Source organism: Paenibacillus sp. BR1-192, assembly GCF_029542445.1.
Classification (GTDB): Bacteria; Bacillota; Bacilli; order Paenibacillales; family Paenibacillaceae; genus Paenibacillus_AQ; species Paenibacillus_AQ lautus_A.
This window is the reverse complement of record NZ_CP120718.1, coordinates 1,928,690-1,955,000: the sequence shown is the minus strand read 5'-3', so window position 1 is coordinate 1,955,000 and position 26,311 is coordinate 1,928,690. Positions and strand designations below refer to the sequence as shown.

At 52.2% G+C, this 26,311-nt stretch carries 28 protein-coding genes and 1 pseudogene (1 of these 29 only partly in view); all 29 read right to left on the bottom strand.

The window, feature by feature from the left end; translation table 11 throughout:
* Positions 1-539, bottom strand: the 5' portion of a protein-coding gene (gene ilvE / locus P0X86_RS08340; RefSeq protein WP_015734030.1) for a branched-chain-amino-acid transaminase. 346 nt of this gene lie to the left of the window's left edge; the window shows 539 of its 885 coding nt (coding positions 1-539); the start codon lies at positions 537-539; its stop codon lies beyond the left edge, outside the window.
* Positions 540-1,427 carry a prephenate dehydratase gene (gene pheA, locus P0X86_RS08335; RefSeq protein ID WP_009594007.1) on the bottom strand — a complete coding sequence of 296 codons (888 nt, stop codon included), beginning with the start codon at positions 1,425-1,427 and terminating at the stop codon, positions 540-542.
* Positions 1,424-2,392 (bottom strand): homoserine kinase, encoded by a 969-nt coding sequence (thrB, locus tag P0X86_RS08330; RefSeq protein WP_213580569.1) that lies wholly within the window; start codon positions 2,390-2,392, stop codon positions 1,424-1,426. Before thrB ends, pheA begins: the two co-directional genes overlap by 4 nt.
* Positions 2,389-3,462 carry a threonine synthase gene (gene thrC / locus P0X86_RS08325; RefSeq protein WP_009594024.1) on the bottom strand — a complete coding sequence of 358 codons (1,074 nt, stop codon included), beginning with the start codon at positions 3,460-3,462 and terminating at the stop codon, positions 2,389-2,391. Before thrC ends, thrB begins: the two co-directional genes overlap by 4 nt.
* 61 nt (positions 3,463-3,523) lie before the next feature.
* On the bottom strand, positions 3,524-4,810 hold the full coding sequence (locus tag P0X86_RS08320; RefSeq protein ID WP_015734027.1) for a homoserine dehydrogenase: 1,287 nt from the start codon (positions 4,808-4,810) through the stop codon (positions 3,524-3,526).
* A 58-nt stretch (positions 4,811-4,868) separates the two neighbouring features.
* The gene (locus P0X86_RS08315) at positions 4,869-5,306 is read right to left on the bottom strand and encodes an ACT domain-containing protein (protein WP_009594028.1); all 438 of its coding nucleotides are present in this window, start codon (positions 5,304-5,306) and stop codon (positions 4,869-4,871) included.
* Between the two features lie 231 nt (positions 5,307-5,537).
* Positions 5,538-6,203, bottom strand: a complete 666-nt coding sequence (locus P0X86_RS08310) for a hypothetical protein (RefSeq protein WP_277748306.1) — start codon at positions 6,201-6,203, stop codon at positions 5,538-5,540.
* Positions 6,204-6,251: 48 nt separating this feature from the next.
* The gene (locus tag P0X86_RS08305) at positions 6,252-6,905 is read right to left on the bottom strand and encodes a hypothetical protein (protein WP_277748305.1); all 654 of its coding nucleotides are present in this window, start codon (positions 6,903-6,905) and stop codon (positions 6,252-6,254) included.
* A 119-nt stretch (positions 6,906-7,024) separates the two neighbouring features.
* The gene (locus tag P0X86_RS08300) at positions 7,025-7,783 is read right to left on the bottom strand and encodes a tropomyosin (RefSeq protein WP_213580567.1); all 759 of its coding nucleotides are present in this window, start codon (positions 7,781-7,783) and stop codon (positions 7,025-7,027) included.
* Between the two features lie 20 nt (positions 7,784-7,803).
* Positions 7,804-9,110, bottom strand: a pseudogene (locus tag P0X86_RS08295) (SPFH domain-containing protein).
* A 278-nt stretch (positions 9,111-9,388) separates the two neighbouring features.
* Positions 9,389-10,699: a GTPase ObgE gene (gene obgE, locus P0X86_RS08290; RefSeq protein WP_192569323.1), complete on the bottom strand. Its 1,311-nt coding sequence runs from the start codon at positions 10,697-10,699 to the stop codon at positions 9,389-9,391.
* Positions 10,700-10,712: 13 nt separating this feature from the next.
* Positions 10,713-11,453: a Spo0B domain-containing protein gene (locus P0X86_RS08285; RefSeq protein ID WP_249732884.1), complete on the bottom strand. Its 741-nt coding sequence runs from the start codon at positions 11,451-11,453 to the stop codon at positions 10,713-10,715.
* Positions 11,454-11,623: 170 nt separating this feature from the next.
* Positions 11,624-11,935: a 50S ribosomal protein L27 gene (rpmA, locus tag P0X86_RS08280; RefSeq protein WP_015734021.1), complete on the bottom strand. Its 312-nt coding sequence runs from the start codon at positions 11,933-11,935 to the stop codon at positions 11,624-11,626.
* Between the two features lie 17 nt (positions 11,936-11,952).
* The gene (locus tag P0X86_RS08275; protein WP_015734020.1) at positions 11,953-12,285 is read right to left on the bottom strand and encodes a ribosomal-processing cysteine protease Prp; all 333 of its coding nucleotides are present in this window, start codon (positions 12,283-12,285) and stop codon (positions 11,953-11,955) included.
* 13 nt (positions 12,286-12,298) lie between these two features.
* Positions 12,299-12,610 (bottom strand): 50S ribosomal protein L21, encoded by a 312-nt coding sequence (gene rplU, locus P0X86_RS08270; RefSeq protein WP_006208810.1) that lies wholly within the window; start codon positions 12,608-12,610, stop codon positions 12,299-12,301.
* A gap of 161 nt (positions 12,611-12,771) precedes the next feature.
* Positions 12,772-14,007, bottom strand: a complete 1,236-nt coding sequence (locus tag P0X86_RS08265; RefSeq protein WP_277748304.1) for an Rne/Rng family ribonuclease — start codon at positions 14,005-14,007, stop codon at positions 12,772-12,774.
* Positions 14,008-14,125: 118 nt separating this feature from the next.
* Positions 14,126-14,989 carry a M50 family metallopeptidase gene (locus P0X86_RS08260; RefSeq protein ID WP_192569324.1) on the bottom strand — a complete coding sequence of 288 codons (864 nt, stop codon included), beginning with the start codon at positions 14,987-14,989 and terminating at the stop codon, positions 14,126-14,128.
* Positions 14,982-15,890 carry a M23 family metallopeptidase gene (locus tag P0X86_RS08255; protein WP_277748303.1) on the bottom strand — a complete coding sequence of 303 codons (909 nt, stop codon included), beginning with the start codon at positions 15,888-15,890 and terminating at the stop codon, positions 14,982-14,984. Before P0X86_RS08255 ends, P0X86_RS08260 begins: the two co-directional genes overlap by 8 nt.
* Positions 15,891-16,063: 173 nt before the next feature.
* Complete coding sequence (gene minD / locus P0X86_RS08250; RefSeq protein ID WP_009594006.1) at positions 16,064-16,858, bottom strand: septum site-determining protein MinD; 795 nt, start codon at positions 16,856-16,858, stop codon at positions 16,064-16,066.
* A gap of 3 nt (positions 16,859-16,861) precedes the next feature.
* Complete coding sequence (locus tag P0X86_RS08245; RefSeq protein ID WP_015734015.1) at positions 16,862-17,524, bottom strand: septum site-determining protein MinC; 663 nt, start codon at positions 17,522-17,524, stop codon at positions 16,862-16,864.
* 85 nt (positions 17,525-17,609) lie between these two features.
* On the bottom strand, positions 17,610-18,134 hold the full coding sequence (gene mreD, locus P0X86_RS08240; RefSeq protein WP_096775407.1) for a rod shape-determining protein MreD: 525 nt from the start codon (positions 18,132-18,134) through the stop codon (positions 17,610-17,612).
* A 1-nt stretch (position 18,135) separates the two neighbouring features.
* Entirely contained in the window at positions 18,136-19,011 is an 876-nt protein-coding gene (gene mreC / locus P0X86_RS08235; protein WP_277748302.1) for a rod shape-determining protein MreC, read from the bottom strand.
* A 57-nt stretch (positions 19,012-19,068) separates the two neighbouring features.
* Complete coding sequence (locus tag P0X86_RS08230) at positions 19,069-20,103, bottom strand: rod shape-determining protein (RefSeq protein WP_009593998.1); 1,035 nt, start codon at positions 20,101-20,103, stop codon at positions 19,069-19,071.
* Between the two features lie 38 nt (positions 20,104-20,141).
* Positions 20,142-20,831 (bottom strand): RadC family protein, encoded by a 690-nt coding sequence (gene radC / locus P0X86_RS08225; protein WP_009593994.1) that lies wholly within the window; start codon positions 20,829-20,831, stop codon positions 20,142-20,144.
* Between the two features lie 84 nt (positions 20,832-20,915).
* Positions 20,916-21,527: a Maf family protein gene (locus P0X86_RS08220; protein ID WP_192569327.1), complete on the bottom strand. Its 612-nt coding sequence runs from the start codon at positions 21,525-21,527 to the stop codon at positions 20,916-20,918.
* Between the two features lie 25 nt (positions 21,528-21,552).
* Positions 21,553-21,795: a DUF4321 domain-containing protein gene (locus P0X86_RS08215; RefSeq protein WP_009594010.1), complete on the bottom strand. Its 243-nt coding sequence runs from the start codon at positions 21,793-21,795 to the stop codon at positions 21,553-21,555.
* 127 nt (positions 21,796-21,922) lie between these two features.
* Positions 21,923-23,317 (bottom strand): SPOR domain-containing protein, encoded by a 1,395-nt coding sequence (locus P0X86_RS08210; protein WP_277748301.1) that lies wholly within the window; start codon positions 23,315-23,317, stop codon positions 21,923-21,925.
* A gap of 205 nt (positions 23,318-23,522) precedes the next feature.
* A complete protein-coding gene (murC, locus tag P0X86_RS08205) occupies positions 23,523-24,899 on the bottom strand; it encodes a UDP-N-acetylmuramate--L-alanine ligase (RefSeq protein WP_036662695.1) in 1,377 nt (458 codons plus the stop codon).
* Positions 24,900-24,905: 6 nt separating this feature from the next.
* On the bottom strand, positions 24,906-26,309 hold the full coding sequence (locus tag P0X86_RS08200; RefSeq protein ID WP_481858293.1) for a bifunctional folylpolyglutamate synthase/dihydrofolate synthase: 1,404 nt from the start codon (positions 26,307-26,309) through the stop codon (positions 24,906-24,908).
* Positions 26,310-26,311 lie beyond the last annotated feature (2 nt).

Here is a 26,311-nt window from a genome sequence, read left to right as displayed (position 1 = left end):
TGCGCGTTCATCATAATAGCCTCATCCGCTCCCGCAAAGTTGGATTGGATCTTCACGAGGATATTGTTCAAATAGTTCAAGGATTTGATTTTCGGGTTAAGCGCATCCGGTATGTTACGCCGCTGGGCAACGGAGACGGCCTTCAGGCCATTGAGATAAGCTTCTTCTGAATAAATCGCCAGCTGCTCTACAATGATCAACACGGTCGGTTTAGGGCAGCGGCGCGGATCCAGCCCCAAATTGCCGGCACCGCGGGATACCACGATACGGATATACCCATTCCGCATGTCATTGCGTCGAATGGTCTCGGCCATTGCCTCCAGCAGTTCTTCATATGCCAGGGGGATGACTAAATCGATGGACTTGGCGGAATCATACAGCCGGTCCAAGTGCTCTTTGCACTTAAAGATGTTGCCGTTATATATTCGAATGCCTTCGAATATGCCGTCTCCGTACAGAAACCCATGGTCAAAAACGGATACTTTAGCATTCTCTTTCGTGACATATTCTCCATCTAAATAGATCCATTGCTCCGACATTTACTTAACCTCCATTTTCTCACTCTCATAGGCGTAGCCCGGATAAGAGCCCAGCACTCGAACCAGACATCCCAGCGCTTCAATCTCTCCCATGGCGGCAACCAACAGAACGGAATCCGCTGCGGCCATGACATCGATATAAAAATAGTAATTACCGAGCTTCTTCTTCGTTGGACGGGATTCGATCCGCGACAGGTTCAGGCGACGCCACGCAAAAGCGGAAAGCACCTGATGCAGCGCTCCCGGCACGTCTTCTGGAAGCGTTACGAGAATGCTGGTCTTGATATGTTCCGGCGAACGGTTGACCAATATCGGCTCGCGTCCGATCAGCACAAACCGTGTGTAATTGTTATCATGGTCGGTAATACGCTCGGCAAGCACGTTTAATTCGTGGGTGGCCGCGCCTAGCGAAGTGCCGATTGCCGCCCATCCCCGGCCGGGATTCTCCTTTACGATCTTAACCCCTTCGGAGGTGCTGCCCACTTGCTCCAACTCAGCCTGCGGTGCAGCCTTCGCTAGGAACTGACGACACTGGGCTGTCGCAACTTGGTGGGACCAGATCTTTTTGATCTGACTGTAATCCATCGTTCCGTCACTTGAACGGAATTCGGCAGCATTACCGATCAGGTTCTGGATGGAGGGATAGACCCACTCCACCTGCATCGGCAGATCCACCTCATTGACCAGCCAATCCATATGAAGGCTTACGGAGCCTTCAATGGTGTTCTCGATCGGGATCACGCTGTAATCGCTTTTTCCTTCTACTGTTGACATAAATACATCAGAGATCAGTTTATGGTGGACAAATTCCACCGGCTCGCCATTTAGGAGATAAAGTATCGCTTCATGAGATACCGATCCTGAGGGCAACAAGGCTATTTTTTTCATGCGGTAACTTCCCCTCTAATCATATCCAAAAAGGATCTATTATTAATATCATCCAAGAGCTGGACGCCTTCCGCAACTGGATTCAATGGGTAGCACGAAGACTGGATGCCTTCCGCCTTCATCGTCTCCGTGAGATACGCGCCCAATTCTTCTGCACGCGGTTCGTTCCGGTCCACCAGCGCAATCATCGTCGGACCCGCTCCGCTCAGCGCGATGCCGAGTGCCCCATGATCAGGCGCTTCGGCCAAAATCTTGGACATCCCCGGTACAAGCGGCGCACGATATGGCTGATGAATCCGGTCTTTCATCGCGGCACGAATCAAGTCCAGTCTGCCTGCCGAAAGAGCAGCGGTCATTAAGGAGGACCGACTAATATTATATACAGCATCCGCTAAACTGACCTGGGCGGGCAGCGCTTCCCTTGCTTTGGATGTCGCCAGCTCGAAATCGGGAATCACCACGAGCGTTCCAAGGTCCGCCGGAGGTTCAATGCGCATATAATCCGCATGGGATCCATCCCATACGGCCGCAATGATTCCTCCAAATAAAGAAGCCCCCACATTATCAGGATGCTTCTCAAGATTCGTCGCCATATCAAAAAGCTTGGAATCCGGCAGTGGTGACCCGATTAGAGCGTTGGCTGCAGCCAGCGCGCCTACGATCGCCGATGCGCTGCTGCCAAGGCCGCGGGTAAGCGGAATTTCGGAATACATGGAAATCTCGAGATCAGGAACTGCCTGTCCCGCTTCTTCAAAAACCATTTGAGCCACCTTATAGATCAGGTTGCTCTTATCGGTCGGCAGACCGCCCATCTCATCGCCATGAAGATGGAACACGGTCTTCTCCGACGCTTTCATCTCGATCCAGGAATACAGGGACAATGCCATGCCGAGCGTATCGAATCCGGGTCCCAAATTAGCCGTGCTGGCCGGAACCTTCACCCGGACGCCTTGGGACAAACTCATACCCGCGCAGCTCCTTCAAGCTTAGCAATGGCATCCATTACGGCCGATTCCGTATCCGATACGACGAGCGGTTCGGCGTTCACGGTAGAAATCGCGATATTCGGATCTTTCAGCCCATGTCCTGTCAGCACACAGACAACGGATTCCCCACCTTTAAAATATCCCTCTCGCTTCATTTTATAAACGCCTGCGATGGAGGCGGCCGATCCTGGCTCGGCAAAAATCCCCTCACGCGATGCGATTTTGCGGTATGCTTCCAAGATTTCCTCGTCCGTGACGTAATTAATTTGTCCGCCGGATTCCTCAGCCGCGGCAACCGCGGTTTTCCAGCTGGCCGGGTTCCCGATGCGGATGGCCGTCGCTACCGTTTCCGGATTCGGAATAGGCTCACCCTTGACGATAGCCATGGCGCCTTCCGCCTCGAACCCAAGCATCTTCGGCAGGGAAGTGGATTTACCCGCTGCGTGGTATTCTTTAAATCCTTTCCAGTAAGCGGAGATGTTCCCCGCATTGCCGACCGGAATGGCCAGTACGTCCGGAGCTTTGCCCAACTGGTCAACGACTTCGAATGCAGCCGTCTTCTGGCCTTCGATACGATAAGGATTCACGGAGTTTACCAGCGAAATCGGGTGCTTGGCCGTGATCTCGCGAACGATTTCCAGCGCGCGGTCAAAGTTCCCTTCAATCGCGATCACCTTCGCTCCGTAAATCATCGCCTGCGCGAGCTTGCCCAGCGCGATATTGTTGTTCGGAATGATCACGATGCAGTTTAATCCGCCGCGAGCGGCATAAGCAGCAGCCGCAGCCGATGTATTGCCCGTCGAAGCGCACATGATGGTACGGCTTCCTTCTTCCATTGCTTTCGCGACGGCCATGACCATCCCGCGGTCTTTGAATGAACCTGTCGGGTTCAGCCCTTCGAATTTGAAATGCAAATCGATTCCGAGCTCTTCGGATAGATTCACGGCTTTGATGAGCGGGGTATTCCCTTCCTTAAGCGTTAGCAGCGGGGTACGCTCATTTACCGGCAAATATTCTCTGTAGGTTTGCAGCAATCCTTCATACGGCATCTCTCATGTTCTCCTTTTCTTATGAAAAAATTATATATGTTGATTTAATGGATGCTAATCCTTATCCTTCAACGCGGTAAACACTTTTGATTCGGCGAATGACTTCCAGGCCTTCAAAGTGATTCAGCACTTCGTCCATGCTGGCTTTGCTCGCATTGTGCGTAACGATGATTATCTCTGCGTCCGGGTTGTGCTCGTTCGGCTGCTGAACAACGGACTCCAAGCTGACGTTATATTGAGCGAACACCTGCGTAATTTGCGCCAGCACTCCTGCTTTATCGTCCACATGAAGCAGGATGAAATTCTTGTACATGATCTGCTCATCGGTTTTGAGCTTCTTCGGTTTATAAGGAACGATGGCTTTCAGACCGTTAACGCCAAGCTTCAGATTCTTGATGACCGCCACCAGGTCTGCCACAACGGATGTCGCGGTTGGCATCTCGCCCGCGCCCGCTCCGTAGAACATCGTTTCGCCGACGGCCTCCCCGTATACATACACCGCGTTAAATACGCCGTTCACGGCGGCGATGGGATGACCTTTGCGAACCATCGTCGGCTGGACGCTGATGCTGAATTCATCGTCCTGACGCTCCGCGATACCGAGAAGTTTCATCTCGTAGCCCAGACGTTTGGCATAAGCGATATCATCTTTCGTAACCTGCGAAATGCCCTTGACGGATACATCCTGGAGCTCAACGTTCGTGCGGAAACCGAGGGTACCGAGTATTGCCATTTTGCGGGCCGCGTCCAAGCCTTCCACATCGGATGTCGGATCGGCTTCCGCGTACCCCAGCTCCTGAGCTTCTGCCAGGACATCCTCATAGGAGGCGCCTTCCTGGCTCATCTTGGTCAAGATAAAGTTGGTCGTACCGTTCACGATCCCCATGATTTTCATGATACGATCCGATGAGAAGCCTTCAATCAGCGTACGGATAATGGGAATGCCGCCGGCTACGCTTGCCTCGTAGAACACGTCGCACTGCTTTTCTTGCGCCTTGGCCAATATTTCGGCACCGTGCAGGGCCATCAGATCCTTATTGGCGGTTACGATGTGCTTGCCGCGCTCAAGCGCTTCGAGGATGTAGGTTTTCGTCTGCTCGATCCCGCCCATCACTTCAACGATGACATCAATCTCGGGATCGCGAATGACCGCCCAGGGATCTTCCGTTAATTTACTCTGATCCACATTGACGCTGCGGTACTTCTCCAAATGTTTGACGGCGATGCGCTCGATCGTAATCGGCGAACCGACCTGACTGCTCAAATCCTCCTGATGCCCCTCAACGATGCGGACAACGCCTGTTCCTACGGTTCCTAATCCCAAAAGCCCTACTTTGACCGGTTTCATTAATACACTACCTCCTGTATCCCATCACATAGATATCTATTTATTCGTCGTTTCTACCCTAACCTTGCCCTATCATCTGCACTCTTCTGACTCCGGCTATCCGCCTCAATCCGTCAAGCAGATCATCCAGCTCCTCATTCAGCCGGGAAACTTCGACGGAAATAACGACATTCGCGATTCCTTGCAGCGGGATGCTCTGATGAATGGTTAGCACGTTCCCGCCTTCACCCGCTACCAGCCCCAGCACCTCGGATAGCATGCCCGAGCGATGTTCCATATCGATGGAAATCGTTACGATTTCATCACGTTCCAATTGATTGATAGGGTGGATGCCGTCCTTGTACTTGTAAAAAGCGCTGCGGCTAAGCCCTACCTGCTCGACGGCTTCATGAACCGTCCTCACGTCTCCCGACGCCAGCAGTTTTTTCACTTGCATCGTTTTAACTACAGCCTCGGGAAGGATGTCTTCCCGGACCAGATAGTAGCGTTCCTTCACAAACGTCCTCTCCTCAAAGACTACTGTATTCGTATAGTGGACATTATACTGGATATACCCCGTAAGGGCAATACATAAGTGACCCATTTTTAGCGAGCCCGATATTTCCGGGCCAACCCTATAGCCTATACTATATCGCAATTCGAAACGGAACTCATCGGTATTCACGTCAAATTTGCAAATGATGCGTTAAAAAAACAGCCCCCGGTATTCCGGAGACTGCCGATCACTTCAAGCTAACTGGTGTATCTCATGGTCAAGCCGCAGTACTCGCACTCTTTTTTCCTCATGCCGTGAAATCACGGTTCTTGCGCCGCAGCCGGAACATGCCACAGACTTGGATTCCGTCTTCGTTTGAGATTCAACGGGGTTTACCGGCTCTCTATGCAGCGAACGGATCACCAGCGCGCCATCCTCAATCTTCCCGGCAGGAAGCATGCGCTCCTTCAACATATAGTTCAAATCCCGGATCACATGGGCCGGACTTTGGTTCGCAACGATCGCGATATGCTCGATGTAAATTAGCCGCCGCTGCAAGACAGCCTCCCTGTAAATTCCGAGCAGCTTCCGGAATTTCTTGTCTAAGAAGTCGGCAGCAACCAGCAAAAACAACGCGGGGATTAATATACACAACGCCATCGCTAAATTATCGTTTAAGAACTGCTCGCTGGATTCGCTCGTCACTAAATTGATTACCAGGATAACAATATAAGTGCCGAACAATACCCATCCGACCAATCTAAGGTTCCTTCCCTGATAACTGTGATGCTGCTGCGTGGGCAGAATACGAAACGCAGCGATAATCAAAGCTAATGGAAAAAACACATACGTCAGTCCGATAATAAAATAATCGAATGAGGTAAATTGCGATTTAAAAGGCTTTACCGGAACGCTCATACGAAGTTCTCCCCAGTCTCTTCTCTTTTAAATGGTACATCCGACGTGCTATGCCACAATCACGGTACCGCAATACTCGCATTCCTTCCCCTCCACATGCGTTACGACCGTTCTTGCTCCGCAGCCGGGGCATTCCACGGATTTAGGAGCCGGATCGGACGCAGGTTCGGTTCGGGATATGGGGGCCGGACCTGCAGTCGTATCGCCCAATGAATACTGCACGCGCTGCCCGCTGCGCGAAACGAATTCGCCACGGAACGCTTCGGACTTTCTGTGCAAGGACGGGATGAGAACAACTCCGTTGTCGAGCTTTCCGTTAGGCAGCATACGCTCTTCAAACATGAACGTGATATCCCGGATCACGTGTGCAGGCGATTGTCTCGCCTCACGGGCAATATGTTCGACCTGGACGAGCCCTCGATGCAGGATGGCATTCGAATAGAATTGAAGCAAGCTGCCGAATTTCTTGTCTTCCTTATTGGCGATCACCAGCATGATCATGGCTGGGACCAGAATGATTACGCCCCAAACGACGGTGGCCGAATAGAGGCTTTCGATATCTTTGTCATCAATCGTCGCAAGAATCATGAGCAATTCTATGATTCCATAGGTAATGGCAAGCACCCAGCCGAAGAGACGGTTGTTCCTCCCCTTGCAACGGTTGTGCCGATGGGTGACAAGGACCCGAACGGCTGCCAGCACGATGGCCAGCGGAAAAAAAGCACGGCCAACGCGATGATCGAATAATCCATTTTCGTGAACTTAAGTTTAAAACGCTTCAGATTAGAAGCTCCCATATGCTATCCCCACTATCATCTGCATTAGGTTGATCCCGCCTTTGCCTTCAGAAGCACCGTATTGCGATCCTGCACCGTTCGGAGAATATCGCGGATGATAGGAACGGTTTGCTCTGCCAGTTCCTTGCGATGTTCAGCTTGCGCCTCGCCGATCAACGTTACTTGGTCCTCCAGCATCGCAATTTTTTGCTGAATCAACTGCTCCTCTTCATATAAGGAGGTATGTGATATGGGATCACTATAACGCAGCGTCTCTTCAAGCTCGGCTATCTGCCGTTCCAACGACGGCATGTTCTCTCCCGGCAGTTCGCTTAGCTTTCTGCGAATCTCCCCGATCCAGGCTACAGTCTCTCTCTTGACCGCGAGATGATCGCTTTCCTTTCGCTCCTGTGCGCCCGCATATTTTGCCGCCAGGAATACGAGCCCAAGAACAACGAAAAATCCAGAAAGCGTAATCAGATGAATCATGAAATACGAGGATACAGGCAGCTTAAATAAGTATCCCAGCAAAATAACCTCCAGCACAACGGACACCGTATAGATACCAATTATGATGCCGGAAGCAATATAAAATGGGGTGCCTGACGAAGCTGCCTTCCCCCTGCCGATGACAGAGCCGATAAATAGGAGAACGGCCGCTTCGGCGCATCCGACGGCAACCCCCGATATCCAAGAATTCGGCTGAAACATCCCGCCGACCCATCCAAATAAGAGGATCGTGACAAACGGAAGCGCAATGGCTGCCAGCCATGCCCCGTTTCGATCCTTGGTTCTTGTATTCACCTGATTCCCCCGCTTTCGCTTCACATCAATTTATGACCGCACTCCATGCAAAACTTCTGGCCCGGTTTGATCTCATGATCGCACCCCGGACATGTCAGCGCGTGACTCGACCCGCAGTGCGGGCAAAACTTGGCTTCGGCATCCACCAATTCTCCACATGCCCGGCAAGGCATCGGCAGCGGTGCACCGCAATCCGGACATTCGGCAGCGCCAGCCGGGTGATCATGTCCGCACTTCGGGCATGCATGGTAAGGGTCGCCGCAGTGAAGGCAGAACTTTGCATTCGGAGCCAGGGGCTGCCCGCAATCGTTGCACAGGATGGCTTTCGCCGGCGCTTCATCGGCCTGAGTCTGAAACGACTGGCCGCAGCCCGAACAGAACCGCGCTTCTTCCCCGTTCAGCATTCCGCATTTGGTGCATGCCTTCTGCTCGATTTGCTTATCGTTCTTCTCTTGAGGCTTGGCATGGTCAAACATATGGCCGACGGTCTCATACATCGGACCGACCATTCCGAGTCCCATGCCCAGCCCCGTCCCCATGGCCGCAGCCGGGCTTCCGGGATTCTTCGCCGCTCCCTCAAGCGTATTAAAGGTTCTTTCCTGATGGTAGGTATAACCGATGATATCCATCTCCGCTTTTTTTGCCAACGCTTCCTTGATTCGGACAGCTGCAGGATCATGCTCCGGTATGTTGATGGAATCCACATAAAAATTCAGCAGGGTAATCCCCATCTCTTCAAATGAAGGCGCAATCGCTTCCATGATGTGTTTGGATATTTCCGCTATGTAAGCATTGATTTCCACAACGCTGATTTTTTTCCGAACGATATAGGAGGATATGATTTCCGTAATGTTGGACATCAGCACGCCGCGGTAATATTTGACCAGCGTTCCCTGATCAAAGGTTGGCAGGGTACCGACCATGGTTCCCAGAAACTTTCGCGGATCGCTGATTTGAACGCCGAATTGGCCAAAGGCTCGGAGCGATACGATGATGTTGTATTTCGGATCCTGCAGCTGGATCGGCGAGCTGGTCCCCCATTTCACGTCCAGCGAACGAAGTTTGTTCACAAACCAGACTTCTGCCGTAAAGGGAGACTTCCCTCCGAATGGAAGATTGATGACATTGGATAAAATCGGGATGTTTGCCGTACTCAGCGTATGCCGCCCTGCCGGGAAAGAGTCCAGTGCCTGCCCCCCTTATACAGGATCGCCTCCTGCGTCTCATGAACAATAAGCTGGGTCCAGGTGCCTAACTCCTGATTCGGATAACGCCAGGCAAACACATCCGGCGGGCCTTCGTATTTTACGACTTCAATAATAGCCATAGTTCTACTCTCCTTTTTGCGCCGTTCCTTCCATCCTGAGATCTATGGAAAAGGTACTATTGTACTACTATTGTATACGATTTACCCGATAAGTGGATGCAAAATTTGGAAAGCTTGATCCGGCATTTCGAGCCAGACTCCCAGCCAATGGAATATACGGCTGCGCACGCTTGATTCACGTTTATGGGAAGCCCCCTTCGCTCACGAAAAAAAATACCGCCAAGCCTGCTGTAGACAGACCTTGCGGTATTTTTGTTATACATATATTCATCTGAACATCAATAGTAACTGCTGCCTTCGACAAATTCGAATTCGAAATCGCCGATCCGTACGATGGTGCCTTCCGTCGCGCCCCGTTTCCGCAGCTCTTCATCAATGCCCATATGACGCATCGTTCTGGCAAGCTTCAGGATCGCATCATGCGAATTCATCTGCATCCGTTTCAGCATTCGCTCAATTCGCTCACTGTGCACCACATACATTTCATTGTCTCTGGTGACGGTGAAGGAATTGTCGTTCTGCGCTTTGAATTTATACACCTTGCGCTCGGAAACTTCGGATACTTCTTCAATCGCCGGCTCATCCGGAATGCTCTCCAGCACATCGATCGTGCGGTAAAGAAGTTCCTGGATCCCCTGACGGGTCAGCGAGGAGATCGGCATCACCTCGATGTCAGGGCGAATCTCCTTCACCTTCTCTTTGAAGGCCGTTAAGTACTCCTCTGCTTCCGGCATATCCATTTTATTGGCGGCTACGATTTGCGGCCGTTCGATCAGAACCGGGTTATAGAGCCTAATCTCATCGTTGATTTTTTGCCAATCCTCGAACGGATCCCGTCCTTCCGTGCCTGCCATATCCACGACGTGGATAATGACGCGGGTTCGTTCCACGTGCCGGAGGAATTCGTGGCCAAGTCCCACGCCTTCATGGGCACCCTCAATCAGGCCAGGCAGGTCAGCCATGACGAAATTGCGCCCGTCCCCGACCTCAACCATGCCCAAATTCGGCGTGATGGTCGTGAAATGGTATGCCCCGATCTTCGGCTGAGCCGCCGATACAACAGACAACAGGGTGGATTTGCCTACGCTCGGGAATCCGACGAGACCTACATCAGCCATCACTTTAAGTTCCATGGTTACGTAGCGCTCTTCGCCTTCTTCTCCATTCTCGGCAAGCTCGGGCGCCGGATTGTTCGGCGTGGCAAAGCGGATGTTTCCGCGGCCCCCGCGGCCGCCTCTGGCAACAACAACCTGTTGACCGTGACGGGTCAAATCGCCAATCACTTCACCGGTATCGTCATCCGTTAAGATGGTACCCGGCGGAATACGGACAATCATGCTCTCCGCATTGGCCCCATGCTGGCTCTTATTGCGGCCCTTTTCCCCGCGCTTGGCCTTGAAATGCTTCTGGTAACGGAAATCCATCAACGTGCGCAGTCCTTCGTCCACCCGGAAAATCACGTCGCCGCCCTTGCCGCCGTCGCCGCCGGCAGGTCCGCCTTCAGGAACGTATTTCTCACGGCGAAACGCAATGAGCCCATCGCCGCCGTCGCCGCCTTTTACATATACTTTTGCCTTATCTACAAACATGAAATCACCTTCCTCAAGTCACAAACGGCAGATACAAGCGGTACGAGGTCTCCCCCGGCTCCGTCTGCTCCACCCGAATGCCTTCGCCTTTTACGGATTGTTCAATCTGAAGCTTCAAGCCCTCCGGGTCTCCAAAGGAACCTTCTCCTAGAGCCCATACGATCAGCTCTTGCTCCTGCTGCATAAATGTTAATGTTAACTGCCGGGTATCCCCCCATGACGCCGTTCCGCTCAATTGAAAGGCTCTCACCGTTTGAATGATCGCTTCGGTAAAAGACTCTGCCGTTTGTGGCGATACTTTGTCTTCCAGCTGTACCTGGTCCACCACTTCAACGCAGAGCTGCAGGTTGCTGCTGTACGTTCGGTATGAATGTAAATAAAAAACCAGTGAAGGAATGCCAAGCTTGGAGATCCTGCTCTCCGTCGCCATCCTGTCCTTTATTCTTTCCACAGAACCCACGGTTTTATCAAGCTTCCCCAGTTGAATGTAGCCGTACAAAATTTGAAGCTCATTCATCCAATCATGACGATGGTGATTCAACATCTGAATCGCCGTCTGCTCCATATTCCGAATGATGGCTTGCTGCCTGCGCTCGTCCGATTTACGGACAAGCCATGCTCCGCAGGCAGACGCGGCGACAGCCCAAGCCGTCAACACTGCTCCTGCAGCCAAGGATGGTTTCCATACCATCCATGCCACCGGTATTACGGAGGTTAACCCCGCCACAGCTGCTATCCATTTCCAGGATTTCATCGCTTCTCCTCGTCTTTCAACAGCAATTGGTTACATTCACCAAATCCCAGTATATCATAGACTTTCAGGACGGTTCATCCCCTGGATGATCATTCTTTGCGCAATTTACAAAAAAAGAAGCCCCGGCAACGATGCCGAAAGGCTTCTTCTGTATGCAGCATAAGAAACGATTAAGCTTCAACTGCAGCCGCTACTGGAGCGACATCAACCGGGTAGACGCTCACTTTCTTGCGATCACGACCCCAACGTTCAAATTTCACAACGCCGTCAACTTTCGCAAACAAAGTATCGTCTTTACCGATACCCACGTTCGTGCCTGGATGAATTTTCGTTCCGCGTTGACGAACCAAGATGCTGCCGCCAGTCACTGCTTGACCGTCTGCACGTTTCACGCCAAGACGTTTCGATTCGCTGTCACGACCGTTCTTTGTGGAACCTACACCTTTTTTCGATGCGAATAACTGAAGATCCAATTTCAACATGTTGTCTACCTCCTTCTTCAAGTAGTCAATTCTTGTATTCTTATATACTTGCCGTACGAATCGGCAATTCCCTGTAACATAACAACCATGGATTCGAGAAGCAGTTGAACTTGGCCGGAGACGGAATCATCTGCCGTAGGCGGAAGATTCGCGCTAAGAAAGCCGCCCTTCATCCGGGTCTCCATAACGGTTCCGGTTAACGCTTCAATGGAATTCACCGTTCCCACGGTAATGCTGGAAACTCCAGCACATACAATATCTTCACCCGGATCGGCATATCCCGCGTGCCCCGTTACCTTGAAGCTATGGATCCGTCCATCTTCCCCGCGCAGTACTTGTACAGTAATCAATTACCGCACCTTCTTACGCTTGGATTTTCTCGATGGTTACTTTAGTGTAAGGTTGACGATGACCTTGCTTCTTGTGGTAGTTCTTCTTCGGCTTATATTTGTATACAACGACCTTACGGCCTTTACCGTGCTTCTCTACCTTTGCAGTTACAGTCGCACCGGAAACAACCGGAGTTCCTGCTACCAATCCGTCCTCTTTGGAAACGGCCAGTACACGGTCGAAAGTCACGCTCTCGCCGTCACCTGCAGTCAGCTTCTCGATGAACAATACGTCGCCCTCTTGAACTTTGTATTGTTTACCGCCTGTTTCGATAATAGCGTACATTTGCTTGCACCTCCCTATGTCTCAGACTCGCCTGGTATAAAGGTGTCCGTCCCAAAAGGAACGTTCTTGTGAACCCAACCGGAGCGGTTACAGCATGTGCAGCAACCTATCACTAGACACATACCCAATGATAATATCATATTCCCCGTTCACCGTCAACATCATTCTTCGATAACCACGCCCCGGCCTCCGCAGGTTCCGCAAGGCTTGGCAAAGGGGAGAGAAGAGCTTTCCCGGGCTTTTTTGCGGGTCATTTCCAGCAGTCCCAGCTTGGTCCAACCGACCACAAAGCTCTTCGTGCGGTCTTTGCGCATAACGGCCTCCATGACAGAAACCACCTGCTGCCGGTGCTCTTCATGATCCATATCGATGAAATCCACGATAATAATGCCCCCGATATCCCAGAGGCGAAGAATCCTTGCGATCTGCTGCGCAGCCAGAAGATTCGTCTTCAGTACCGTTTCCTCGAAATTATCCCCGCCGATATATTTGGCTGTGTTCACGTCGATGATCGTCATGGCTTCGGTTTGGTCTACGACGATGGTCACGCCCTCGGGAAGCGTGATTTTCCTTGCGAAGCTGGCTCTCATCTGCTCGTCCAACCCGTACGCTTGAAAAATCGGGCCTCCTTCCGAGTAATATGTAACCTTAGGCTCCATTCCCGGAACGGTTTCCTTCAAATAACTCTTGGTTTCCTCGCCTTTCTGCTTGCTGTCGATCACAAGCTCGTCATGCAGCGGATCAAAGGCATCGCGCAGAAACCGCTGCAGCAGGCCTAAATCGCGATGCAGCAGCGCCGGAACGGGCGCAGATTCCGCCTTGTCGAGAATCCGGGCCCACTCTTTTCGCAGATACTCCAGATCTCCCTTTATGAATTCCAGGGGCTCGTCCTCCGACACCGTTCGGATGATGATTCCCTCTTCATCTGTGCGAAGCTGCTCGCCGATGCTCTTCAGCCGGGCCCTTTCCGCATCGCGTCCGATTTTCTTGGAGACGGCAACATAGTCCGCAGTCGGCATATACACCATGCATCTGCCCGGAAGCGAAAAATGCGTCGTCACCCTCGCTCCCTTGCTGCCTCTGGGTTCCTTCATGACCTGCACGATCAATTCCTGCCCCGCCGTCAGCAGCTGCGAGATCGAAGGCTTCTGCTTGGGCTGCTTCTCTAAATGCGGATGGAGCACATCATCGATATATAAAAACGCGTTCTTTTTCAGCCCGATATCTACAAAAGCCGCCTGCATCCCCGGCAGCACGTTCACGACCCTGCCTTTATAAAAGCTTCCGACAACACTTTGCTCACGACTCCGCTCAACGGCGAATTCGGCTAACCTCCCATCTTCGATGAGGGCCATCTGAATGGTCTCATGTTCACAATGAACTATCATTTGCCTCATGGCTTCACCTCTCAAATGGAAGACGATATTCTATTGTTTTATCCTAACACAATCTCTGATGACATGAATGGATAAAGAATCTTGGCCCGCCCCCCGTCTTCCTCATGATGTTTACGATTTACGCATACCAGGGCGGACCAGTTGATGCAAAATAAGAAGAGATCACATGCTGCTCCGGAACAACGGCAAGCAGGCTGCCGCGTCCGCTCATGACATAAATCAAATGATACTTCTCTCGTTTAAATAGACGCATGATATCATCCAAAGGTTTCGAAGAATCTGCAACGATTGGCTGGGCAGGACCGAGTCCGTCCAAATTCCGTTCATAAACCTCGCTCCGATTGACCAAAAATCTTAAAAACCGGTAATGGACGTTCCGATAGTCTTCGAAATTGGAATACGCCAGGAAAAGGCCGATCATCAGCACATTTAAACGAATGCCGTCTCCAGAGAATAACGGCTGCAATCCGTAACCGATCATAATTAAACTGCACAAAATGCCTGCGCGGGAAGCCCACAGCAAGGTGGCATGATAAGGAGCGAGCAGGCTGATGACGGCCTGCAGCACTTTGCCGCCGTCCAGCGGCAGAATCGGAAGCAGGTTAAACAACGCGATGACGAGATTCCCTTGAATGATGTAAGACAGCAGCTGCTCGTCACCCCACCCCGCCCATTGGCAGGCCAGGGTAATGCCGATCATGATGACATTTTGCAGCGGTCCCGCAAGCGCAATGATGATCTCCTTCATCGCAGTCATCCTGCCGTCGTCTTCAATGACAGCAACGCCGCCGAACGGCAGCATCTGAATGGCTCGTACCTTGAACCCCATCGCTGCCGCGGCGGCGGCATGTCCCAATTCATGAATAAACACGATAATAAACAGGGTCAGCAACTCCAGGAAGCGACCGGTGAATACGGATGCCAGCATGACAATGACAAAGAGCGGATGCAGCGACAAGACCGTTCCCTTAAACTTAATCAAACGGAATCACTTCCGCCGGATCGACGTCACGATCCCCCTCTTTGAGTTCGAAATAAAGGGAGGGCGGGCTGCCTGTCCCTGAAGATGCCAAAGTCCCGATAATATCTCCGCCTTGGACCCAGTCATTCGCCTTAAGCCCGGTTTCCGCCAGCCTGCTGTATGTCGCCGTTCGCTCTCCCGTATGCTGTATGCGTACCGTAATCCCGTTCTCAGGATGTTCTTTAACCTCAAGGACGCGCCCGGTCTCTATACTTTTAACCGCCCGGTCCGCTAAAGAACCCCCTCCGGCTTCCAGAACGATGCCTTTCAGATCAACGGCAAAGGATTGAACCACCCTTCCCGAAAGCGGAGGAACCAAAGAGGTCCCGGCATTCACCTTCGTCGAATGCTCGTCGGTTTGTCCAAAAATCGGAATAAAGGACGGCGCGCTGCCAAAATGCTCCTCGTACCATACCTGGGCCGCCTGGAAATCCATCTCATGGCTCAGCCCTTCAATGATGAATGCCTGCGCGCGAAGGGCCCACGGCTGCTGAAACGAAAATACGCCCCATGCCAATCCAAACACCAGCGCACTGACGGCGACGCGGCGGATCAAGCCCGACAGGAACGAAGCTTTTTTGGGCGGTTCTCCCGGAGCACCGGGATCCGGCGTATCATACCAACCGCGATGCCCTTGCTTCCAAAGCCGCTCGGGATCCGGTTCATGCTCTGCGTAACGTGGGGACGGGTTCGCTATGTTGTCCTTGATGAAGCCTGGCTTTGGATTATGGGGATTAGCGGGTGTTCTATCGGGAAGCGCCGTCCAAGACGGCTTATCGTCCTGCGCCGTGAACTGCTCCCTTTCCAGCAGTTCGCGAATGCGGGCTTCTCTTCGGTTCTTGACGGAAGTTTTGATGTCCATTGTTCTCTCCCCCTTGGGGCTTGTTTTCTTACTCTATCCTATGAGGAGATGAGAGATATTTAGAACAAGCCCTAATGAAGAGGCGGACGGGTTCTACGAAAGCCGCTTAGACCGCCGAAGGTGAAAAACAAAAAAAACCGATGCCTCCCGGCACCGGTTCTTGGTCGAAACCCTTAACCCATTCCAAAAAACTTTTTGAATTTGGTGAACATTCCTTTTTTCTGATGGATTTGCATCAGCGGAACGGTATCGCCAAGGATACGCCGGGCGATGTTTCTATAGGCGATGGCTGCCTGGGAATCCGGGTTCATCACCGTAGGCTCCCCGATGTTGGCCGCTTTAATGACCATTTCATCATCAGGCACGATACCGATCAGATCGATATTCAGCACCTGCAGCACATCTTCGATTTCGAGCATGTCCCCGGATTTCACCATATTCGGGCGAATCCGGTTCACCACGAGCTTCGGAGACTCGACATGCGAGCTCTCCAGCAGGCCGATAATCCGATCCGCGTCCCTTACGGCCGCATTCTCGGGCGTCGTGACGACAATCGCTTTGTCCGCGCCGGCGATGGCATTCTTGAATCCCTGCTCGATTCCGGCCGGACAATCGATAATGACGTATTCGAATTCCTTTTTCAATTCAAGTACGATATCTTTGACCTGCTCCGGAGAAACGGCATTCTTGTCCTTGGTCTGGGCTGCAGGAAGCATATACAGCTCATCGAAGCGCTTGTCCTTGATCAGCGCCTGGTTAAGTCGGCATCGCCCTTCCGCAACGTCGCACAAATCGTATATAATCCGGTTTTCCAGGCCCATCACGACATCCAAATTGCGAAGACCGATGTCCGTATCAACCAGACACACTTTTTTTCCGAGCAGTGCCAAAGCTGTGCCGATGTTCGCCGATGTCGTCGTTTTACCGACTCCGCCTTTACCTGAAGTTACGACGATTGCCTCTCCCATGTTCTACACCCCTTTAAACACATTAAAATCCCGACCCAAACGTGAGATGTTGCTGATCTTGTCGATCTCCATGCTTCCGTCCTTCAAATACGCAAACTCCATGACCGTTTCCCGCGTTTCCCATTCATCCGGCGGTCTGCTGATCATCTGGGAGATACGAAGCTGGGTAGGGGCAAAATACGAAGCCGCTATAATCGCTTCCTCGTTGCCCTCTACACCGGCGTGCGCGGTTCCGCGCAGAGCGCCCAATATGTAAATGTCGCCGGTGCACGTAATCGTCCCGCCTGGATTCACATCGCCGAGGAACAAGAGATCGCCGTCATGATGCAGCACCTGTCCGGAACGCACCATCCCCGTCTTAAGCGCAAGCTTTTCCTCCGGAACGAGCTCGGACGCAAGCGGCGGCGATTCCACATTGCGTATCAGCAAGTTGCCCTTTTGCTTCAATATGTCAAGAATCGTCTGCTTCTCTTCTTCGGAAATTTGCCGGGAACCCAGCTTCACATCCACATGAATGATGGGTCCGGTCAGAATATTCTGATGACTATGCTCCAGCTTATAGCGGAGCTCGCCAAGCAATTCCTCCAGCTCGCATTGATCGTCAAGCAGGAATACCAGGCCATCTTTGATGCCCTTAATCGTCACATGATTGGATTTTACAGCCATAAGCCTGTCCCTCCCATCCCTATACATTTCGCGCTCAAACCTACAAGTTCCTGCTAGTCTAGTAAAATGTCATATTGGAGAGGGTTCAGGTTGCCTTCCTTCTCTGATTCTTCGTTACCAGCTCAATCTGCTTGCGTAAGGGGACGTAAATTGCCAGAGCAAAGGCAAAATGAACAAGGAGATTGGGAAGCATATGATGAAGCAGTGACCAATTATAAGAAGTCGGGTTGAGTCGAAATACCTTATATATGCCAAAAAGCGTACTGTCAAACAACAAGCTTCCCAGAATGACAATGGTCATCATCATGGGCAGCGGCGCCCGCGGGGACTTGAAGACAAGCCCCACCAGATATGCGGATACGCCCATAGCAAACGAATAAGTGCCAATCATCTCGCCGTAATACACGATATCGTGAAGCATGCCGAATAGGAGTCCGAGCACGAGCCCCGTGTGGCGATGGTAATAAATCGATACAAAAAACAAACAAACCAACACGAAATTAGGATAAATCTGAAGCTGCAGCGAGCTTGGCGTTAACCAGAAAACCACCGTGCCCTGCAGAATAAACAGCACGAACAGCAGCAGGACCAGAATCTGTTTACGTGCCATACTATTCCGGCTCCTCAGGCGTAAAGACGATGATCAGATACTTCCAATCATCAAACTTGGCCGCCGGTTCGATCGTAGCCGTTCTGCTTTGACCGTATTGGCTGGTCTGAACGCTGAGGACCTTACCGATGATCATACCTTGAGGAATAACGCCTCCGGCACCGGATGAAATGATTTTATCGCCTTTCTTGATTGGATCATCTTCCGAAATCCGCGTCATGAGCAGCGTGTTGGTCTTCTCATCATAGCTCTCTACCACGCCGAATGTCTTATCCTCTTTGCCGATGGCCGTGACCGAAATCGGCTGCGGATTCGGATCCTGGGCGTCCATCGTGGTCAGCAGTTTCACGGTGGAGGTGAAATTGCTCACGCTGCTGATGATGCCTACCATGCCGTCGACAGTCGTGACCGACATATTAGGACGAACCCCATCGCGCTCGCCCAGATCGACGACCAGTGTCCGGTTATTGGGGTCCGAATTAACACTTAGGACCTGGGCAGTACGGTATTCATATTTATAACGATTCTTCTGGTTTTCTGTAAAACCTTGTAAATCTTGAAGTTTTTCATAATTTGCTTTCATCGTGTTGTAATTTGCGCTCTCTCGAGAATATTGTGCCACGGCTCTCCGCAGCTCCTCATTCTCTTCATAGATCGCCTTCATATTCCGTACATCTTCAAAGAAACCCGCTATATAAGCAGCGGGCTTATAAAACACACTTTGCACAAAACCGACCGTATCTTTGACGAATTTTTCAGGCCAAGATAAAGAAGCTCTCGGGCCGAGCGTAAACCCCATAATAGCGATAAACGCTACCAGCCCGATGAGCATAATGAACAAACGCTTATTGCCTAGCAGCTTAAACAGTTGCAACACCCTCTAACTTACTGTTTTCTCTCCCAACATTAGGGGTTTACACTTTTATTTTGGTTTCTACCGTTTGGAACGGACGGCAGAGCTGCTCCGGGATTTAAACAAGTGAATGTTCTCGAGCGCTTTACCTGTGCCAATGGCCACGCAATCCAGCGGATTCTCCGCAACGATGACCGGCATGCCGGTCTCTTCGGCAAGCAGCTTGTCCAGGTTGCGAAGCAATGCGCCGCCTCCCGTAAGCACGATGCCCCGGTCCATAATATCCGCAGCAAGCTCCGGAGGACATTTTTCAAGGGTAACCTTAACGGCTTCAACGATGGCATTAATGGTGTCTGCCAACGCTTCGCTGATCTCATCCGATGTAATCGTGATCGTCTTCGGCAGACCCGTCACCAAGTCGCGGCCGCGAATTTCCATCGTTTCCACGGTCTCCAGCGGCATCGCGGAGCCTACTTCCATCTTGAGCAGCTCGGAAGTGCGTTCACCGATCATCAAGTTGTATTGGCGTTTGATATAAGAAATAATGGACTCGTCCATTTCATCGCCCGCAACGCGCACGGAGCGGCTGGTTACAATCCCGCCAAGGGAAATGACCGCAACCTCGGTCGTGCCTCCGCCGATATCTACGACCATGCTGCCCGTAGGCTCCCACACGGGCAAGTCTGCACCGATTGCCGCTGCAAAAGGCTCCTCGATCGTGTAGGCTTCGCGTGCACCCGCTTGCTTGGTCGCATCTTCAACCGCACGCTGCTCGACCGCCGTAATGCCGGAAGGTACGCATACCATCACGTTCGGATGGCGCGGGAAGATGGAACGCTGCTTCTGCGCTTGACGAATAAAGTATTTAATCATCGTAGCCGTTGTATCAAAATCGGCAATGACGCCGTCTTTCATCGGACGAATGGCACGAATGTTGCCTGGCGTCCGTCCAATCATTTTCTTAGCCGATTCCCCGACGGCTTCAATGCTCTTTGTATCTGTACGCAGAGCAACCACGGAAGGCTCTCTTACGACAATTCCTTTTCCACGGACATAAACCAGCGTATTTGCCGTCCCCAAATCGATTCCCAAATCTTTCGTAAAACCACCTAACATGATGTATCTCCCTTTCTTCGTCAATCTGAACTATTATATTACATCAAGCCCCGTTCCTTCAAACTTACAAACGATCCGTCCCCGATGATCAGATGATCCAGCACGTCGATCCCGACAATCTGTCCTGCCTCCACTAAGCGTGCAGTCAGCGAAATGTCCTCCGGGCTGGGCGTCGGATCTCCGCTCGGATGGTTATGCGCGCACACCAGGGATGCACTGCTGCATTTGATGGCCGCTCTGAACACCTCGCGGGGATGAACGATGGAGGCGTTAAGGCTCCCCATCGATAGCGTTTCCTGGGCAATGACATGATTTTTCGTATTTAAAAATACACAGACAAAATGCTCTTTCTGTAAATACCGCATCTGTTCACTGAGCAGTTCTGCCGCGTCATGCGGACTGCGGATAATAACCGGCTCTACATGTCTCGATGCGGCCAAGCGCCGTCCAAGCTCGATGCCAGCCTTCAGCTGAACAGCCTTGGCGGTTCCAATTCCTTTGATTTGCGTAATTTCCTCGATGCTAAGATCAACGAGCTGCCGGATGCCGCCTGCTTCCCCCAGCAGCCGCTGGGCTATATGTACGGCAGATTCCTGGCGGGTACCGGTCCGAAGCAGTATCGCCAGCAATTCTGCATGGCTTAAAGCGCTCGCCCCATATTGCATCATGCGCTCTCTTGGTCGTTCATCATGGGGGATGTCGCGCAGCAATAGCGTTGGCGACTCCATATATTCCCCTCTTTTCTAAGATTTAAATCAGCAGGTCACCGAAGCTTCCATGATTCCGTTGGCTTCGGATGCCGTGTTCTATATCTATGAATCGGTGAGTACATCCATCCCCATTTCAGACAGCATGTCCGAGAGCAGAGAAAGCGGCAGGCCGACAACGTTAAAGTAGTCGCCTTCGATTCCTTCCACGATGGTTGCACCCAGGCCTTGAATCGCATACGAGCCTGCTTTGTCGGCAGGTTCCCCGCTCTTTACGTAAGCCGCGATCGCATCATCACTTAACGATTTCATCTTTACGGTCGTCACGCGGTGAGATACCTTGGCCCGACCGGAACGCCGGTCGATGCAAGCCACTCCCGTGTAAACGAAGTGTGCCCGTCCTTGAAGCATGGACAACATCCTTGCAGCATCAGTTTGATCCTCCGGCTTCCCGAGGACATGGTCATCTACGACCACAATCGTGTCGCTTCCCACAATGATACCATCTCCGGGATCATCCGTCAGCTTTCGGAGAACCGCTTCCGCTTTGCGCAGCGCCAGTGACTCCACAATTCGCTCTGGCGACCACCCTTGCGGTGTGTCCTCGTCAGCTTCACTTGGCATAATCTCGAATGGGATACGAAGGGAGGCAATCAATTCCTGACGCCGAGGAGAGGTGGAAGCCAATATAATGCGGCGGTTTCTCTTCTCATTCAAGGGGGATAATCTCCTTTGTCATGTCTTAGAGCCTGCGGTATAACCAGACGGCAGCAATAATGCCGAGCAGACTGAGCAGGCAAAAGTTAAGTTCAAGGTTAATGTCATAACGAATAATGTCAAAATCAGCTGAAGGCGACCACTTGATCGGTGTAGTAGACGTCAGAAACGACAGAGCCTTGACCGGTTGAAGCGCCTTGGCAAGCCATGTTCCCGTCAGCCACCCCAGCAGCAAAAACAAGATGAGCATTCCTTTATTTTTCTTCATGCATCCTCTTCCCTCGCCATTTTTTGACACCCTAATTATTATACGGTGAATCGATAAGCAATACAAACAGAAATCCGGCATGGGGAACTATTTCCAGTTCCAAGCCGGATTTGACGTAAATTTGAATTTATAGGCCATCCAGGAGTTTCTTTTGGCCCATGACATAGTTCATCATGCCTGTTTGAATCTCCCACAAATGCCCCTTGGATTGATTTTTGTTGTATTCGGAGAGCGCCGTGATCGAACTGTTCATCGACTGCTCCATGGCCGGCAGCGCGGCCCCGGTCTCCGGACCCAAGCCTGCGGCCAGCTGCTTGACCGATTGGATCCATTGCTGATGCAGATTCGTGATGGTATTCATATGCTCCGACGTCGCTGCGCCGGGCTCCTGCATGCCCAGCAAGGATGCCGATAGTTGGCTAAGCTCCGATACCAGCTCCCCGCTTATCGTAAAATAGTCCGTCAGCGTCTGCTCCTCGCCAGCGAATGCCGCTGACTCTATGCCCGGCAGCGCGATCTCTCTAACGTATAATTCAACCCCTTCGGCCTTAAGCTGATTGCTGAGCAGCTTCGCTTGCTCGCGGTCGGGCGAGATGCCCGCATACACGCGGTTCTCCTCGTCCAGATCGCCGCCGGCGGCAATACCGGATTGCTGCAGTTCCCCGATCGCCTGCGCTGCCCGCTCGGGCGTGCTGAACACGCCGTATTGAAGCAGATAAAAGTTTTGCTCCGGTATATGAACAGCCGATTCGGTCATATCAGGCGTCGGTGATGCCCCCGCTCCCCCGGATGGATCGGTCGGCGCTAAGTTCCCTGGATCACTGCTCTCGAGCTGCCCCGTTGCCGGGTTCTCGCCGGCGTCGCCGCCGTTAAACATGGACAGCACCATGTACCCGAACAGTAGGCCCGTGATGACGGCGGCGGTCACGGACACCGCCATCTTCCAGAAGGAGGTGGGTTTGCGTGAGCGATAATAACCGTAATCGCCGGCAGATGTCTCATATAGATCCGACTCGGGCCCGAGATTCCAATGGGGGTCGTTCGCTTCGGGGGTCATTCTCCCGGAAAATGCATCATCATGGAGGTCGTAGAGCTCCTCGTGCACGTGATGGTATGTATCCGATTCTACAGGGGCATCAGGGGCATCGTCGTACGGCCAGCCGTTATCATGGTCCAGGCGCCGTCTTTCCTCAGCCAGCCGTCCCCTGGACCGATGATTGCGCGATGGTCTCCAGTCACGATTGTCCACGTCCCGGGTATCCCGCTCCTCCCGGAGCGGCGGAACGACGCGCAGATGATCCTGCTGAACGCTCCTCTGAGGTTCGTACGAAGTGTCCGTATCGGTAAACCGATTTGCTGTCGCTGTGTCATATTCGTCGAAGACGGAATGGCGGTCGTAGACCCGGGGGTTTTGGCCCGCCGGAACGTTTTGGTTCGCGTCGTGTTCCTCTCGCGCATGGTCTTTGTTCCTGCCCTTCGGCGGATCGTGATCGAAACGTATCGTCATCCGTGCTTTATTCATATCCATACACCTCACTTGTCCTTCTACACCTAGCTATATGATCAAGCTTGGCAACTTATGAGTATGCGAAAAACAAAAGGGCTGACCAAGAAATGATCTTGATCAGCCCTTCGTATCGTTATCGATGCTGGCTTTGTCCCCTCATAAGAGGCAAAGCCAATGCAGTCCCCTGCTGCAGCGAAGCAGCAAAGGAAGCAGGCAACCTTTATTTCTTGCCCTTAATGAACTCCGCTAAAGCCGCGCCGACCTTCCAGATGTCGCCCGCTCCCATCGTGAGAACCAGGTCGCCTTCTTTTACGCGACCTTTGAGATCGTTCAGGACATCTTCCTTCGTAGGCAAATAGCGGGCACCGGCATTGCTGTTCTGAACGATCAGCTCCACCAGCTTACCCGAGCTGATGCCCTCGATCTGCTTCTCGCCGGCAGGAGAGTAAATATCGGTGATGATCACCTCATCCGCTTCTCCGAACGCGCGGCTAAACGCATCCAGCAGGAAGAAGGTTCTCGAATACCGCTGCGGCTGGAATACGGCAATGATCCGTTTGCCCGTAGCTTTAGCGGCACTGATCGTCGCCTCGATCTCGGTCGGATGATGCGCATAGTCGTCAATCACCAGAATGCCTTCAGCTTCGCCAAGCACCTGGAAGCGGCGCTTAGCCCCGTTGAATTTGACGATGGCCTCTACAATCGCCTCGAACGAGATGCCGCTCTTCAAGCAGCATATCACCGTGGCCATGGCGTTGTAGACATTATGTTTGCCCGGTACGGACAGCTCGACGGTGCCAAGCTCCATGCCGTTATGAAGCATCGTGAAGCTGACGTGACGGTCGCCCAGCACCAGATTGGTTGCCGTATACTCCGCATCCGCATGAATGCCGTATGTGGTCACGTTGCATTTCAGGTCAGGCAAAATCGCCTGAATGTTGTTATCGTCGGCGCAAACCACGGCTGTACCGTCAGCCTTGATCTGGCTGAGGAATTGCACGTAGGCGGCCTTGAGACGATTGAAATCCCCTTCGTAATTCTCCAGGTGATCGGCTTCGATATTCAGAACGACGCCGAGCCATGGATGGTATTGCAGGAATGAACCGTCGCTCTCGTCGGCTTCGGCTACCACATGCTCGCCTTCGCCCGCTTTGGCATTCGTGCCCACGTTCATAATTTCCCCGCCGATGATAAATGTCGGATCGACTCCGCATTCTTCCATCACGAGCGCAATCATGGATGAAGTGGTTGTCTTGCCATGCGCTCCCGCTACGGCCACGCCTTTGCGTTCGTTCAAAAGACGCGCCAGCATCTGCGCACGGTGAAGGACAGGAATGTTCAGCTTCTCTGCCTCGACCCGCTCCACGTTGTCTTTGGACAATGCCGTGGAGTACACCACAAGGTCCGCGCCTTGGACTTGCTCGGCGGTATGTCCAATGTATATTTTGGCGCCCTTGGCCGCCAGCTTTTCTGTCAATTCTTGCGATGCCACGTCAGAACCCGTGACTTTATAACCCATCTCCAGCATTACTCGCGCTATGGCGCTCATCCCGTAGCCGCCAATTCCTATAAAATGAACATGTTCTGATGTATTCAACAGATATCACCAACCTTTTTCAGAATCGGAAAGGCCCAGGAGGTTGGAACGCACGTCGGCAATCAGGTACAACGTGCCCGACACCACCCCAAGATCCTCCGCTTCCGTCCGTGACTTCAACTCTTCAAGTGCGTTTTTCCAATTTGGTTCTATGATGATTTGCAGTGTATGTTTGGCGTATTTCTCCCTTACCTGCTCTACGATGTCACCAAGCGCCTTGGCGTCCAGTTTCTTCCGGAAATCCGGTTCAGTCAGGATAAGCGTATCCACTATTGGCAGTATATGCTGCAAATACGATTCATGATGCTTATTTGCCAGCATTCCCATCATTAAGTTCAGTTTCCGATACTTATAGATCTGCGGCAAGCTTTTGGCCAAGGATTCAGCCCCTTCGGGGTTGTGCGCGCCATCGAGAACAATCCGCGGGGAGGACTGCACTTGCTCCAGTCTTCCCGCCCAGAACGTATCCTTAAACCCGGCACGCAATTCTTCTTCATCCACGATAAAGGCCATGTACTGGCGAAGCACCTCCAGCGTCATCATGGCAACCGCGGCATTGGCGCATTGATGCTCGCCCTGCATCGAAATATCCAAATCCATATCCCGGAACGGTCCCATAAAACGGAAAGTCTGGCTTTCTTCGTTCCCGCGCAGCCGTTCATAAGAGAATTGCTCGTCTACGAGGTACAGACTTGTACGGTTTTTGGCGGCCGTTTCTTTCAGAATTTCGACAGCCTCAGGCTGAGTGACCGTGCTCACCACGGGCACTCCGGGCTTGATGATGCCGGCCTTCTCCATGGCGATCTCCTGAATGGTATCTCCCAGAACGTCGGTATGGTCCATGCCGATGTTCGTGATCACCGAAATGATGGGATGAACGATATTGGTCACGTCAAGACGACCGCCAAGTCCGGTCTCCCATACCACCACGTCCGGATAAGACACCTCGCCGTAATACAGGATCGCAAGAGCCGTGGACACCTCAAACATCGTGGGCGATCCAAGCCCGGAGCCCGCAATTTCGGCAACAAGCGGCTCTAAGCGATTCGCGAGTTCCAGCAGCGTCTCTTCCGGTATGTCTTCGCCGTTATACTGAAACCGATTGGTAAACTTCGTAATATAGGGGGACGTATAGGTGCCTACCGTGAATCCCCCTTGAAGCAGAACCTTTGTTAAAAAAGCGCATGTGGAGCCTTTTCCGTTCGTTCCGGCCACGTGGATAAATTTTAATCGACGCTCCGGATGGCCGAGCAGCTCCATCAATCGCTGAATTCTATCCATGCCAGGGCGGATCCCAAACGGAATCAGCCCATTGATCCAAGCTACCGCTTCCTCATAGGTATGGAACGGAGCTGCCGCTGCAGCTGCCGATTGATCAACCATCGTTCTCACCTTCTGGTCCAGATTCATCT

Bases quoted from the DNA above. Each gene is read 5' to 3' on its own strand.
- thrB (WP_213580569.1), bottom strand. From the start codon at position 2,392: ATGAGTTTGTCCCAAGGCGTCCGGGTGAAGGTTCCGGCCAGCACGGCT.
- mreD (WP_096775407.1), bottom strand. From the start codon at position 18,134: ATGGCACGTAAACAGATTCTGGTCCTGCTGCTGTTCGTGCTGTTTATT.
- P0X86_RS08265 (WP_277748304.1), bottom strand. From the start codon at position 14,007: ATGAGGCAAATGATAGTTCATTGTGAACATGAGACCATTCAGATGGCC.
- P0X86_RS08255 (WP_277748303.1), bottom strand. From the start codon at position 15,890: ATGGACATCAAAACTTCCGTCAAGAACCGAAGAGAAGCCCGCATTCGC.
- pheA (WP_009594007.1), bottom strand. From the start codon at position 1,427: ATGAAAAAAATAGCCTTGTTGCCCTCAGGATCGGTATCTCATGAAGCG.
- radC (WP_009593994.1), bottom strand. From the start codon at position 20,831: ATGGAGTCGCCAACGCTATTGCTGCGCGACATCCCCCATGATGAACGA.
- P0X86_RS08245 (WP_015734015.1), bottom strand. From the start codon at position 17,524: ATGGCTGTAAAATCCAATCATGTGACGATTAAGGGCATCAAAGATGGC.
- minD (WP_009594006.1), bottom strand. From the start codon at position 16,858: ATGGGAGAGGCAATCGTCGTAACTTCAGGTAAAGGCGGAGTCGGTAAA.
- P0X86_RS08210 (WP_277748301.1), bottom strand. From the start codon at position 23,317: ATGAATAAAGCACGGATGACGATACGTTTCGATCACGATCCGCCGAAG.
- thrC (WP_009594024.1), bottom strand. From the start codon at position 3,462: ATGCCGTATGAAGGATTGCTGCAAACCTACAGAGAATATTTGCCGGTA.
- P0X86_RS08310 (WP_277748306.1), bottom strand. From the start codon at position 6,203: ATGAGCGTTCCGGTAAAGCCTTTTAAATCGCAATTTACCTCATTCGAT.
- rplU (WP_006208810.1), bottom strand. From the start codon at position 12,610: ATGTACGCTATTATCGAAACAGGCGGTAAACAATACAAAGTTCAAGAG.
- P0X86_RS08200 (WP_481858293.1), bottom strand. From the start codon at position 26,309: ATGAATCTGGACCAGAAGGTGAGAACGATGGTTGATCAATCGGCAGCT.
- P0X86_RS08320 (WP_015734027.1), bottom strand. From the start codon at position 4,810: ATGAAACCGGTCAAAGTAGGGCTTTTGGGATTAGGAACCGTAGGAACA.
- P0X86_RS08285 (WP_249732884.1), bottom strand. From the start codon at position 11,453: ATGAAATCCTGGAAATGGATAGCAGCTGTGGCGGGGTTAACCTCCGTA.
- P0X86_RS08230 (WP_009593998.1), bottom strand. From the start codon at position 20,103: ATGTTAGGTGGTTTTACGAAAGATTTGGGAATCGATTTGGGGACGGCA.
- obgE (WP_192569323.1), bottom strand. From the start codon at position 10,699: ATGTTTGTAGATAAGGCAAAAGTATATGTAAAAGGCGGCGACGGCGGC.
- P0X86_RS08215 (WP_009594010.1), bottom strand. From the start codon at position 21,795: ATGAAGAAAAATAAAGGAATGCTCATCTTGTTTTTGCTGCTGGGGTGG.
- rpmA (WP_015734021.1), bottom strand. From the start codon at position 11,935: ATGTTGAAATTGGATCTTCAGTTATTCGCATCGAAAAAAGGTGTAGGT.